The organism is Enterobacter sp. E12 (genome assembly GCF_014596715.2).
Lineage (GTDB): Bacteria > Pseudomonadota > Gammaproteobacteria > Enterobacterales > Enterobacteriaceae > Enterobacter > Enterobacter bugandensis.
Map to the genome: position 1 here is coordinate 13,517 of NZ_CP115602.1, position 12,231 is coordinate 25,747.

The window sequence follows — 12,231 nt, forward strand, 5'->3', positions numbered from 1 at the left end:
GATTCACATAATGTAAATAAAAAATAGCCCTGTTAAGGGCTATGTAAATTACCCGGTAACAACCGAATTTTTGGACTGTTCGGCATACCAGGCGATGCGAAATTGCATGGGCCTGTAAGCCACGGAAAGGGGAGGGGACATGCGGTGATAGTACGACAGGCAGTAGTCAATTTTATTGGCATAAGAGCTGACCTTTGCACAAAAGGCGCTTTTGGCTGTTATGTCTGTGTTGGCGATTAATTCATTGAGGATTTTGTCCAGGCTCTCGCAGGCTTTCAGCAGAACGTTACGTGCGGGGATCTCCGCTTTAACGTTGAAGTCAAAAATCGGTAAATCATGTGTCTTCACAAGCGCGGCCATTTTTTCGCGTAGCGCTATAATTTCAGGATCGGTGCAAACATAAGGCTGGATGGTCATCGAACTTTCCTTCCCGGATTACGGCGGGTGTCCGTGTGGGCGTAATGCCCTGTTTCTGTTAGTTATTATAGTAAATCCGGCCCGGTTCATCCAGCAATATTTACATATTGTGAATTTATTTTTTTGCCACGTCCCCGCGCAGCTGCTGCACCGTCCAGGAAAAAATCGGGGGTCCCTTCAGGGTTCCGATTTTTATCCTTGACGGCTCTCCCCCCGATACCCTGCCGGATGGGGGAGGGTTCCCGCAGGGAGCCATCCCCCATGTAAGACCGCCGTTGACCTTCTGCAAGACCCGCAGACATACACCGGCACTCATGGCCGCACCACTTCCCTGGAGTTCGCCAGGGGCGAACGGGGAAAGCGCAATGGCCGTCAGGCTACCTGAAGCGATGTCTTTTACTTCGGGAGAGGGATGGGCGCCCGGCAAGAGTGAGAAGCAAAGTGGCTCGATGCGAAGCACGACAGCCCGATTTTGCGACAGCGTCGGAAACGCTCGCGGCATCACCGATTTCATCCGTTGTGACCGGTATTCACTTAAAGCACTGGATATCGCCAGCATCATTGCGCAACATTATGTTTTCAGCGCTGCCATTATTTGATTTTACGAATACTGCGAAATTAGCTGGGCTGCGCGTATCCTGACAATGCCACACATCCACCCGCATGGAATCAGTTGCATTATCCGTACTATCTCCACCTAAATAGTAACCAATTGCATAAATTACTGACGTAAAAATTAATGCAAGGATTACAGTATTTCTAACCCAATCTGTCATCTACGTACCCATAATTTATTCAAAACATTGTGATACTGAGAGCACACGGGGTATCCCCCTGTATGAGAGGTAGCAATATACTGGCATCCCTGGTAAAGCCTTCTATGTCTTCAAAAGTCATTTTCATGTTATTACGTCCAATTCCTTTGGTGATGCGCAGCCATTCTCAGGCAAGCTTACCAATCCAGAACTGGTCATCCAGGAACAAACGCCCCTGACGGCTGTTAGCATACTCACCTTCGCGCAACGCAGTCAGATCAGCGTAATGCCATTTCTTTTCAGATTGCACCACTACGCGTTTATCAGGGAATACACGGCAGGCTTGCTGGATCACCTCATAGGAACCGTCATTTAGCTCCTGAACCCTAAAAATAAACTGCTTCGTATTTTTGAGCACGATATCTTCAAATAGTGTTTTCATACGCTTACATCCGTTTATGGTTTTAAGCAGGGATTTTAAAGCGATAATCATGGCGAGTCTCCTTTTTCGACCAGCATTTCTGCTGGCCGCTTTCATCAGAAATTATAGTTAACAGAACGGATGGCTTTAACCAGGTACTCAGCGGCTGCTCGCTGGCCCTTTGTTGTGGCGATAATTTTCCCTGTCTCGCGGCTAACACAACTATCAGCCCAGTTTGCGTACACGAAATAACTCTCCCGTGCGGCCAGGTTTTTCTTATCGCCCATACATTCCAGTCGTTCTGTCAGATCACTGACGGTCATTTCCTCAAGAAGCTGCTTAACAGCGAAACCAAATGCGTTCACCATCACTGAAGTAAAGGTCAGCCACTCCTGGTTATATTCCCCGTAAGTAAACCCGCAAGTATCATTAAGGCCGGTGAACTTCACCCACGCATCCCAGACGGAACTGATTTCCTGCTCAGTACGTTTACGAGGGACACCATCAGCTACGTAGGTACTGAAGCGCTCTGTTGCGTCATGCAACGATTTGAACGACACCCACTTGTTTCCATTTCGCGTAGAAACGGTATTACGCTCAAAGTCTACTTTTTCAGCCAGCACAGGGTTATTCATGATGGCACGTTTAACTATCTGGCCGATTACGTTCGTCTGGTCATACGCGATGTTAATCGCTGCGCTGGGTTTGGACGCATTACCATTGATATCTGCGAAAAATTGCTGGCGTGTTTCAACCGGAAGGTTTTCCGTCAGCATTACCGTCACGCTGTGATGGCGAATATCGGGCAGAATATCGAGAACTTCACGAATGCCAGCCTGACGGTGTTGGCCGTCAAAGAGGCGAATACGGGCATCCATAGGGATAGTTACATAACCAACAAACGACTCGTTCATAAGATTCAGCGTAAGCTCACCATCACAATTCCCGATGAGCGGAGGGATGATGTAATCGGTTCCCGACTTAACTGCACTTACAACATAGTCTGCAAACGCCGTCGCACGTCGACGGTTAAGTTCACGCTGCGACCGATCCAGCGTATGCCCTTCATTGTCGAGAGTCAGGAAGCGACTCAACGCACCGAAAGAAACCTGCACGATAATAATGCGTTGATTACCCTGAAAACCGACTACACACGGATAGTCAAAGCCAATGGTTTTAGATGTTGATGAAGGAACAGCAAGTGCTTCGCTCATTATATTTTCCTTCCCGGATTACGGCGGGTGTCCGTTTGGGCGTTGTGCCCTGTTTCTGAGTCTTATTATACGCTTGTTGGCAAAACTTACAATAAAAATTTACATAATGTGAATTTTTTATATTTTGCGCATGCGCAAATCATGTCAGTAGTTCAGCCACTGAAATACCGCAGTAGCTGGATAAGCATTTACCAGAGTCAGACCGGCTTCACGGAAAAAATGCATCCACTGCTGAGGGGTCAGGTGGCCGTGCTGTTTCAAGATCCCGATGACCTGATTTCGGGACAAAATAATAGGCCCTCCATCCGGGCCTCCGTTTTCACACTCGTCATACACATCACTGTATTCGTACATGCTAATTACCTTAAAAGCGGGATTTATCGGAAGCTATTTGCAAACATCGTATCCCCCATCCAGCTATCGAGCTTGCCGAATGCAGGCTGGCAATCAGGGTAACTGGTCAGGCAGTCGATAATAGCTTGTTCTGGACTGTCAGCTTCAGCATCACAAAGCGCGCCCAGGTGCTCAAAATAATGGGTAACACGAACTGGATAGCCAGTGGGTTTCGGATTCGGCGCAACGACAAAAATACGCCGGTCGCATGCTAGTTCGATCCCGTTCTGCTTGTGATATAAGTTGAGCAAGGGCAGTATTTGCTGAGCATTCCAGTCGTCAAGCAAAGAAAGATTGTCCCATCCAAATTTCGGGTATGACTTGATGAAGTCATCGAACGAACCGATGAGCGCATCACTAAAAAAATCACGTAAATCATCCATACAGCCCCCTCATTTGATACGTGATTGTATCATAAATACCGAAAGAGACATTAAAATATTTACATAATGTGAATATAATTGTGTATACTCACTAAAGCACTGTTGTACCTGTGAAACAGATGGAGGAAGGTATGAGGATTCTGCGAAGGCAGGTATTCAAGGCGGCCATTGAACAATATCCGGAACAAAAAGCAGACATTGCTGCTCTGCTTAGTTTTTTGGGTCGGATCAACATCATGACACCCCAGGAATTACAGGATTTATTTCCTGAAGCTTCCCTGGAGGAAAATGGACTAACTCAGATAGGTTTTGCCGGGAGCTTTGCTGGCGGTAATTTAATATTCAAAGGTAGGTTTAACTATCCGGGCCAGTTCGTACTGACCGAAGAGATCCAGCCTGCACAAGTTAATGAGAATAAGACTGATGGATAAAAATAAAATCAATGAGGCCGTGGAGGTACTGTCAACTGAGCTACCCTGGCTTGATATAATAGAAGATGACGCTTCCTATCAGGATGCACTGGCCGCGCTCTCCGAGCTGAGCGCCGACAACTCAACACCGGCATGTTTGCTTAAACTCATGTCAAGTTGCATAGCTGAGTACGAAGCATACCGATATCCAGACGTATTGACAGGTCCTGATGGAAAGATGAGTCATGGAACAGATGCGTTGATGACACTTATGCGTCACCGCAAAATCAAAGGGAAAGATATGGCAGACATACTGGAATTAAGCCCTGCGCTAATGTCATCTATCCTATCAGGGAAGCGCGCACTAACGATCGCTCACATTTGTAAGTTGGCAGATTTCTTCGGCGTGAGTCGCTCTGTATTTATCTGATAACCCGGCAGCAGTACAAAATTTATTTTGTGGTGCTGCCGGGTTGGACAAACCGAAGGTGCGTCAGTTCATTTATAGAAAATCGAAAAAAAACACTACAACAGTAGTGTTTTTTTTAACTTAGAAATCGTGTTAGCAATTTATGCCTGGCGTAAAAGGAATTATTTTTTAGTTATCCGATCCTTTACTTGCGGTTTATCTTTTCGAGCTGGTTTGATGAATACTGTTCCTGGATAGTATGCCTTGATGACTGCCTTGTTCTCAATAAAAATATCTCTCAAACCTTTACCTTCACCATCCAATAAAACATACCCTAATTTCCTTCCCTGCCCGTTATAGCAATCATATTTCGTTTTCATGCTCATAATATCACATCCATTTCGAAGATATGGTGCTCAGCAGGTGTGCTTTGCGTAACATGCGCTGCCGACTTTCAAACAGCTCCTTGCTGATCACTCCTTTATCTTTAAGGTAATCATATAACTCCGAAGGATATTTAGAGTCGATATTAGCTCGCTCACGAATTAATGAAACACGTTTATAGAATTCCGAATAGGCTAACGCATCCTTTACAGAATCAAATGTTAATGAAACTATTTCATGTGGGAATGAAATTTCGACACGCTTGTATTTAGCAACCACTTTCATGATTATCTCCGGTTATGGGCGCAATGCCCTTTACAGATATTACAATAGCACCGGAACGTAATCGCATCAAGAAAAATTTACATATTGTGAATTTTTTTCTTGCGCATGCGCAAACCACATCTCTTATGGTGGAATATGAGAGATAGTCATTTAGTCAATCTCATAATCTTTTTTCCCTAATTGCCGATAGTATTCTTCTGGTATCCTGAATTGACACTTTATAGGGAGATAAAAATGGCGTTCTACGTTAATGACACTTCTGAATGCATGACTGTTCTTGTATGCAGAACAATGCGTGAAGCTGAGATATATGCAGGTTGGGCAAATGAATACCTGGGAGTATCCTCAATCAGACCTTCTACAACTGACTATAACGATCATATAACAGGGGATCGTCTTCTAGGCTATTTTGGATTTACGATTGATTCATTAGTAGATAGGGTTTTTACTTTAATGCCTGTCAGAACACGAGTAGAAAGTAATAAATTATTAATTAAAACCATGCTAAAAAACCCAACACTATCCAAAGCCTCATGCTGCCTTCAGGTGAATAAATATCCTACACACTACAGTCGTTTGAGTAACACCCTTAGCGAACATTGCGCATGGGTAGGTTTACTTTCTGGAGGACGAAACCCTATGAAACTGTTACGAGGTATCAGGGGGGATTTATAGCCCCCCATTTTGACTCAACGTAATTCAAGGATAGTTTGATATGATGGTAAATTTGTCGATACCCTAATATGGAAATCACCCTGTTTATACGAAGTCACATAAGTTCCTGAGCCAGTCTTTACTGCTATATCGTTTAACAGCGCCTGGTCATCGGAAGTTTCGCTCATATCACCGTATGTGTGTCGAGCAAGCAACGCGGCCAACTGAAAACCGTCTTCATCCAACGCCTGTATAACATCGGTGCTGATTTCAGGACGTTTCTTCAGCTCGATCAGTGTGCTGTTATCAATGCTCCCAAGCGCTGACTCCAACTCTGATTGCGGAACTCTCTCAGATAAATCATCTATGATTCGAAATGCATCCTCTTCACTGAGATTAAAGGCATTGCTACAAGCTAATTTTAGTATATATACAAATGCTTTAGGGGAGCTGTCGAGAATAGTCAGTAACTCTTCGGTAATGAAGTTATACCTCTCGACTGTTTTTTGGGGTTTGCTATAATTAATAACGCGAGTTGTGTCATTCAACATAATCAGCCTCAGAGATAATTAGGCTGTCATCCTTGCCGGGTATACGTATGAGCAAACTGTCTTATTCTGAAAAAAAGCAACTGCAAGAAAGTTTGAAGTATATTCCTTTACCTATAATGTGCTTCACGGATGACAATCTTTGGATTGGTTCTAAACTTAAACTGCTGCCTGAACGTTATCGGCACGATATTGCAAACCTTTATACCGTAATCTTCTTCCGTAAACTACATGACAGAACAATCCCTGTTCTTAAGCGTAAAGGTGAGGCCAGGAAAGCCGCAAATGCATTCCTACTTAATATCGTTGATTCTGTTGAAAATGGCAATAAATGATATTGGTATTTAATGCCATTCTGTAATAGTGATATTACCACTTGAACGGTAATCGATTAATTTATGGTCAGCAAGCTCTTGTATTGTAAGCAATAATTCTGCATATAGTTTCTTGGCGTTATCATTTACAGTAACAACTTCCATCACATCTTCATCGTTGAAACACTCCGATGAATTCACCTTCCTCGTAACTCTCGATACGGTTTCAGCCGAGTTATCAATGTTCGCGAATACCTCGGCAATGCTCAGGCTGCGTCGTTGATTACCCCTGAATGCCAGAATTACTTTCATTGCCATCTGTGGAGAAGTAGCAAACGCTAATTTTCTTCGAATATCACCCCGCTTTTCATACTGAGCCTTATACACCTGTGCTTTTCGAATCCACTCCTGCCACTTACCGGTATAGCTAACGGTGTCACCGCCCCTTTCAACTACAGCATAAGACCAGAAGGCCCATTCCTGATCTGTGAAAGGTACTTTCCCAAACTGCTCCAGTATCGTCATAGCGCTTACTACTGACCATAACGGGGCCTCGATACTCTTACCCCATTCGGCTACAGTATTGTTAGCAGGCGCAGCTGCGCTATCTCTTATCCCCATCTTAACAGCTGCGGTTGTTAGAACGTCTACCGCCTGTGTGCGGGTAAATCCCTTTACCCGCGTCATGTAGTTCATGTATACCGCTATCGGATAGCTACGGTCTTTGATCAACAATGAATACATGCTCACTCCCGATAGGATACGCTTTTGATGACGTACTCTCCTTCCTTCACAGCACGAATTTCCGAACCAATTTGAACATACACAAAGCCGTTTGTGTGAACGTTGCTCTCATCAGCTCCGATATGGTCTTTCGGAACTTTTAAAAGCAGCAGGCCTTCTTCGCCATTCACTTCAACAAAGATAACGGCTGTTAACTGGCCTGTTTTTGCTTTTCGGGAACCGCTGTCTTTATTTTTTTCTGAATTATCGTTTTGTGGGTTTACTTTCTTCAGCGTATTTAGATACCCAACAATATCCTGATATTCTTCAACGCTAAGGGAATCCTTTTCAGCTAATACGACCTCAGCCCAATCTTTAATCTGTTTTTTACCAAAGTCGATTGCTTCATCTTCTGTAGCCCAAACAACAGAATCTTTAAAGTCAACTTCTGCATTAATACCATGTTCGAATACTGTTTCCAGCGCGGCAAGGAATCCGTTATCAACAGTCTTAATTAATATGTTGACGCGTCCCGTCTGGAAAAGGTAGTCAACAAATGGTATTGCTACCACTGAATCATCCACTTCCGACTGCGATAATATAGTAGTAGCGCTTGGCTCAGTTTTGGATTTCGGCTTTGTATCGTGCCCGGCAGTCTCCTGCTGAGTACCTGTTTCTGTTTCCTTTATCTTACCTGTTTTCTTCGCCTTACGAATCGTTGCTCTGTCCAAATCAGGCAGTTCAATGAGGCTTTTAAATAACTCAGGTTTGTCTTTCTGAATTTCGGCAAGGGTAGCTAAAGCTTCAATATCGTCGATGTTTCCTGACTGATATACCTCACTCATTTCCGGCGTCATATCCCGTAATTTGAGAAGCCGAGATACATACGATGCACCACCTTTGAACCCAAGACGTTTAGCGATTTCGGCTTGCGTTACTGGTTTACCACTTTGTTTGGCTTTATCCAGGTAATTGCCGATAAAGTTGGCGCGATCAAGTAATGTCATGTTGTCGCGTTTGATGTTATTCATAGCGCGATCAAAATAGTTTTCCAGCTCATCTTTATTGTTCAGGCTATTATCGACAATAGCTTTGAGCTTAAATGCAGGGTTTTCTTTCTCTGCTATTAATCCCGCACGCAGACGTGTTGCACCGTGTTGGACACGATACTTTCCTTCTTTATTCGAAGGATAAAGTTGAATTGGTTCTTTCTGCCCGATTTCTGGGTCAAGAAAATCAGCCACATAAGATTCAATAAGGTTTTCATCGAAATCAGTACGTGGGTTGTCTTCTTCAAAGCAATCTGAAGGTTTTACCAGAATAATGGTTCCAGAGACATTATCCTTACGTGCAGAAGCTGCCTGTGAAAGTTTGCTAAGGCCCCCGGCCAGTTTGTTAGTCATTGGAGTTTTCATTTTTTCACCGCCAGTTCTAAAATTGTTTTGATTGCAGATCTCATTTCTTTTGCAGCCAGTCTTGCGTTCCCATTATTGATTTTCCATATTGGAACCAAGTTATCCGTCGCAAATTTTATTGGAGTTCTGACATTCACCTCATTAGTCAGCAGGATTTCGTTCGTTCTCAATTCAGACAGCAATGCCTTTTCACCATCACTTCGGGAATTATATTTATTAGGGACAACAATAAATGCTGGGACTTTATAAGGGCTATCTGTTTCCCCATCAGTTAACGTTTCCACTAATTGTTCTATTACTGAAATGGCAGTTACCAGCCCGTTAATAGAGACGTTGCTTAACTCGGTAATCATTGCCGCAGTATCAGCACAAAGGAAAGCCGCCTGCTGCAAGTTCCCTTTGCCTGGTGGCGTATCAATGATTATCAGATCAAACTGTTCGCGCAGAGACTCAAGATGTGAATGAGGATAAAGCACTATTCCTGATTCAAAAGGTGTCGAGTTAACTTCATCCAAACGGCTATCGCGCGGCAGGAACCAGCACCCCGGAAGCAGCTCAAGCTCCATGATTGGCTTCGTGATCCCTTCATCTTTGAACATTTCACAAGAGAACGCATAATCTGGCAATTCAGGATGCGTTGAGCCGGTAACTGTAAGTGTTAGATGCTCATCCATATCGATGAGTAAGGGTTTCAGCCCTGCTTCTACCGCAGCAGCTGCAATGTGGAATGCCCAGGTACTTTTACCGACACCACCTTTGCCATTACCTGTGCAAAGTACAGGACATAATGACTTAATGGCCTTAATTACTGCCTGAGAAAGGAGTGGTTTCTTTAAATTTGAAGGTTTCTTTGTCATCTGACAAATCTCCGGTTATGGATTTTCTATCCCAAATCACTAACTTCATGACTCTATTAACATAACAGTTAAGCGTTACTGACTCAATGCTCCTGCGTCGTTTGCGCATGCGCAAATCAGTTTTGGCTTAAGTCTCGCCTCAACTTGATACAATATTATATCAAGCCAGTGTAACAGTAAAGCGTTACTTTGCATTATTGACGTTAATTTTCTTCTTTTTTGCCTGCAAATTTGCGCATGCGCAAATGGAGTTTTGAAGGCACATTCTGGCGCTTTTATATGGATTTTTATGATACAAATATCTATCATGTAACACATAAACGTTACAGGAGATTAAAGTGACTACACTATATGTTCGCAAGCAAGGTAGACCTAAAGGCTCAAAGCCCCCTGCCACGACAGCGTCTCGTGTGAAAAAATATCGCCAGAATCTCAGAGATACCGGTGGATGTACAGTCACCGTAAATCTGGATTCAAAGGAGATCGAACAAATTGAAATTTATAGAAAAACCTCATTGTTACCCTCTTCAGTAAGCCGCAGTGAGGTTATTAAAAGTATGGCGTGTATTCTGGGCGGCGGAGTCTACTTTATACGTGGCCATGAGATTAGAGCTTCGGTAAACATTACAGAGATCCCAGAGTACCCTGCGTGGATGAAAAATTACCTTATGATTCCCTAAGAGCATTTGTAGAGCATACCTGAATGTACTGACCAGGCGTTCCCCCACTCCTGGTCTTTAAAACATGTTGCATCGAGCTTTGTGTATCTGCCATAAACTTAAGTACAATTGCGTTTAAGGATCATACATAAGGATGTTTTGATGGATATCGCGCTTTTTCCTGGTCAGAACAGGCGACAGTGGGCTGACACGATGATAAATCTCGAAGCTCGTAAACTTGTTAATACCGCAAACACCGTTGCGGCCATGCATATCAGTGACTCACTGACGCGCCTGAAGTTTGTTGATGAGATCAGGCAAGTCATCATGCAGCAATTTGAAGCCGCCAGACGCGCCACCTCTGATGAGGACTGTATTGCCTGCCTGAAGAAACTGAGATTAGAAAACAGCTCCTTGCTCGAACAGTCACGCATGCTCAAAACCGGCTACGCCAGGATTTATGCTGAAGTTCGATATGTCACTGACCAGAATAAAATCGTTGGTTATTTCATCTCAGGTATCAAAGTCGTCCTTGCTGGCGTTCAGGCCGTTTTTGGTGGCGTAATGATCGCCTCCATGACCCCTGTAGGTATGCTTGCAGGAGCTGTTCTCGTCGGTGACGCTCTAAACACGGTTTCCAGGGAGGCGGCCCGGCAATTACTGAATGAACCTGCATCGCAAGGGATACTCGCTGATGGAGCGATGTCAATTGCAGAGTTCATGGGATTTAGTCGCGATGTTGGTCTTGGCGTATTCAACGCCACTACTCTAGCGGCAAGTGTCTATAGTGTCTTCGGGTTAACAGGTAAAGCTGAGGCCTGGCGGTTATTCCGTTATCTTCCGGGCGACTATTACCGTAAAGTACAAACGATGTCTCCAGGCAAGCTAAGCATGAAAGTTTTGGGATGGGGAGTCAGTGCAAAGGTTGTACTGGAGCTGCTCACCCACGACGATCAAAATCGTTAACGTGCGTTCTCAATAGCCTCCAGGATTTATAACCAACTTTAACAGGCATCACCAGAAGAAACACAATCAGCAGGAAAGCTACGGCTATTGCGCAGGAGATTGCCTGTGACGGGCTGCCTAAAATAACGCTCAATATGGTTATAACGGCCATGCCTATGCAAACCCAAATGAACATCCTGAAATAGCCGGAAAGATCAAACAGAACCCTGTCCAGTGAATCACCGGTTTCAAGGTGACGTTTAATTCTCGCGACTTCCTTTTTCGTAAAACCTGACGCGTGTAGATCATGTTCTTTCACTGGCGTCCACCTTCCTTCTGTTTAACCTGTGGACACAGGATACACTATTTTGCACATGATGGATGGGTGCGCGGTTTTATGCGCGTAAGCGCATGTAAGTCGGCAGCACAGAGTATCAATTGACCCGAAACCCTAATCCGACGAAGCCCGGCGAAGCCGGTTCGTGATTGATAGGTAACACCAATCCCATCCCCCCGCCCTGCTAAGCCTTAACCCACTTAATGAACGCACTATCGTTCATAGCCCCCACGGTGGTGCGCAGTTAGCGCCGAGCGCTTGCGCGAGGGTACGCCGGACCTTTAGGTCCGGGGCGTGGTACTGCGAGTGCGAAGCCGTAGGCGAGCTACGGGGGCGTTTCCACTGGCCCTGCTCAGCCTAAATATTTGCACGCCCGCAAACTCACGTTTGCCTGGCGTTTACGCCAGGTGCTACTTCTTAGTTTTCCTAATGTATGAGAGCCGATATCGAGGGAGTGGTTTTATGCCCTGAGCGTAGCGAGGGGAGGTACATTCGGCATTCCGAAGGATGCCAATGTAATCCCTTTTTTAAAAGGGCTTGTTATGTTCAGAAACTACGTTCGAAATTAGCAGTATTGTTCGAAGTTAACTGTATATAACTCACTCGATGACTCTATGGTGCGGCACTGGAGGGGGTTTTAAGCAAAAAACGGGGAGGAACGAACGAAAAACATGGAGAGCAACAGCGTAAAAATCGAACAAACTTGTC

Annotated in this window: 19 protein-coding genes; 7 read left to right on the forward strand and 12 right to left on the reverse strand. The window is 44.5% G+C overall.

What is annotated here, in order from left to right; genetic code table 11:
* Positions 1-48 precede the first annotated feature (48 nt).
* Positions 49-417, reverse strand: a complete 369-nt coding sequence (locus IB212_RS23255; protein WP_188246194.1) for a hypothetical protein — start codon at positions 415-417, stop codon at positions 49-51.
* A 365-nt stretch (positions 418-782) separates the two neighbouring features.
* Between IB212_RS23255 and IB212_RS23260 the strand changes: the two genes are divergently transcribed.
* Positions 783-1,016 (forward strand): hypothetical protein, encoded by a 234-nt coding sequence (locus IB212_RS23260; protein ID WP_188246193.1) that lies wholly within the window; start codon positions 783-785, stop codon positions 1,014-1,016.
* A 343-nt stretch (positions 1,017-1,359) separates the two neighbouring features.
* On the opposite strand, the gene IB212_RS23265 is transcribed toward IB212_RS23260, so the two are convergent.
* The 4 genes from IB212_RS23265 to IB212_RS23280 all read right to left on the reverse strand — a co-directional run bounded on the left by IB212_RS23265 (position 1,360) and on the right by IB212_RS23280 (position 3,583).
* The gene (locus tag IB212_RS23265) at positions 1,360-1,665 is read right to left on the reverse strand and encodes a hypothetical protein (protein WP_108376700.1); all 306 of its coding nucleotides are present in this window, start codon (positions 1,663-1,665) and stop codon (positions 1,360-1,362) included.
* Between the two features lie 44 nt (positions 1,666-1,709).
* Positions 1,710-2,807: a DNA sulfur modification protein DndB gene (locus tag IB212_RS23270; RefSeq protein WP_188246192.1), complete on the reverse strand. Its 1,098-nt coding sequence runs from the start codon at positions 2,805-2,807 to the stop codon at positions 1,710-1,712.
* Positions 2,808-2,951: 144 nt separating this feature from the next.
* The gene (locus IB212_RS23275; RefSeq protein ID WP_044160343.1) at positions 2,952-3,161 is read right to left on the reverse strand and encodes a hypothetical protein; all 210 of its coding nucleotides are present in this window, start codon (positions 3,159-3,161) and stop codon (positions 2,952-2,954) included.
* A gap of 23 nt (positions 3,162-3,184) precedes the next feature.
* A complete protein-coding gene (locus tag IB212_RS23280) occupies positions 3,185-3,583 on the reverse strand; it encodes a hypothetical protein (protein WP_188246191.1) in 399 nt (132 codons plus the stop codon).
* 131 nt (positions 3,584-3,714) lie between these two features.
* Here IB212_RS23280 and IB212_RS23285 point away from each other — a divergent pair, with 131 nt between their 5' ends.
* Complete coding sequence (locus IB212_RS23285) at positions 3,715-4,014, forward strand: hypothetical protein (protein WP_013087308.1); 300 nt, start codon at positions 3,715-3,717, stop codon at positions 4,012-4,014.
* Positions 4,007-4,423, forward strand: a complete 417-nt coding sequence (locus tag IB212_RS23290) for a type II toxin-antitoxin system HigA family antitoxin (RefSeq protein ID WP_188246190.1) — start codon at positions 4,007-4,009, stop codon at positions 4,421-4,423. Before IB212_RS23285 ends, IB212_RS23290 begins: the two co-directional genes overlap by 8 nt.
* 161 nt (positions 4,424-4,584) lie before the next feature.
* On the opposite strand, the gene IB212_RS23295 is transcribed toward IB212_RS23290, so the two are convergent.
* On the reverse strand, positions 4,585-4,788 hold the full coding sequence (locus IB212_RS23295) for a hypothetical protein (RefSeq protein ID WP_188246189.1): 204 nt from the start codon (positions 4,786-4,788) through the stop codon (positions 4,585-4,587).
* A 4-nt stretch (positions 4,789-4,792) separates the two neighbouring features.
* Entirely contained in the window at positions 4,793-5,071 is a 279-nt protein-coding gene (locus IB212_RS23300; protein ID WP_188246188.1) for a hypothetical protein, read from the reverse strand.
* Positions 5,072-5,305: 234 nt separating this feature from the next.
* Here IB212_RS23300 and IB212_RS23305 point away from each other — a divergent pair, with 234 nt between their 5' ends.
* The gene (locus IB212_RS23305) at positions 5,306-5,746 is read left to right on the forward strand and encodes a hypothetical protein (RefSeq protein ID WP_188246187.1); all 441 of its coding nucleotides are present in this window, start codon (positions 5,306-5,308) and stop codon (positions 5,744-5,746) included.
* Between the two features lie 14 nt (positions 5,747-5,760).
* Here IB212_RS23305 and IB212_RS23310 read toward each other — a convergent pair whose 3' ends face one another.
* Entirely contained in the window at positions 5,761-6,276 is a 516-nt protein-coding gene (locus IB212_RS23310) for a hypothetical protein (protein WP_113073192.1), read from the reverse strand.
* Positions 6,277-6,323: 47 nt separating this feature from the next.
* Between IB212_RS23310 and IB212_RS23315 the strand changes: the two genes are divergently transcribed.
* Positions 6,324-6,608, forward strand: coding sequence for a hypothetical protein (locus IB212_RS23315; RefSeq protein WP_013087315.1), 285 nt, complete (start codon positions 6,324-6,326; stop codon positions 6,606-6,608).
* 9 nt (positions 6,609-6,617) lie between these two features.
* Here IB212_RS23315 and IB212_RS23320 read toward each other — a convergent pair whose 3' ends face one another.
* From IB212_RS23320 to IB212_RS23330, 3 genes are read right to left on the reverse strand one after another with little or no spacing between them, the layout of a single operon-like run.
* Positions 6,618-7,331, reverse strand: a complete 714-nt coding sequence (locus IB212_RS23320; protein WP_188246186.1) for a hypothetical protein — start codon at positions 7,329-7,331, stop codon at positions 6,618-6,620.
* A gap of 2 nt (positions 7,332-7,333) precedes the next feature.
* Positions 7,334-8,713: a ParB/RepB/Spo0J family partition protein gene (locus IB212_RS23325; protein ID WP_223239765.1), complete on the reverse strand. Its 1,380-nt coding sequence runs from the start codon at positions 8,711-8,713 to the stop codon at positions 7,334-7,336.
* Between the two features lie 8 nt (positions 8,714-8,721).
* Complete coding sequence (locus IB212_RS23330; RefSeq protein ID WP_188246184.1) at positions 8,722-9,582, reverse strand: ParA family protein; 861 nt, start codon at positions 9,580-9,582, stop codon at positions 8,722-8,724.
* A 338-nt stretch (positions 9,583-9,920) separates the two neighbouring features.
* On the opposite strand from IB212_RS23330, the gene IB212_RS23335 reads away from it, so the two are divergent.
* Together IB212_RS23335 and IB212_RS23340 are read left to right on the forward strand one after the other, a co-directional pair.
* A complete protein-coding gene (locus tag IB212_RS23335) occupies positions 9,921-10,262 on the forward strand; it encodes a hypothetical protein (protein WP_188246183.1) in 342 nt (113 codons plus the stop codon).
* Positions 10,263-10,403: 141 nt separating this feature from the next.
* Positions 10,404-11,207: a DUF4225 domain-containing protein gene (locus IB212_RS23340; protein ID WP_013087321.1), complete on the forward strand. Its 804-nt coding sequence runs from the start codon at positions 10,404-10,406 to the stop codon at positions 11,205-11,207.
* Here the strand turns inward: IB212_RS23340 and IB212_RS23345 are convergent.
* On the reverse strand, positions 11,182-11,505 hold the full coding sequence (locus tag IB212_RS23345; RefSeq protein WP_108376716.1) for a hypothetical protein: 324 nt from the start codon (positions 11,503-11,505) through the stop codon (positions 11,182-11,184). The genes IB212_RS23340 and IB212_RS23345 overlap by 26 nt on opposite strands.
* Positions 11,506-12,231: the final 726 nt, after the last annotated feature.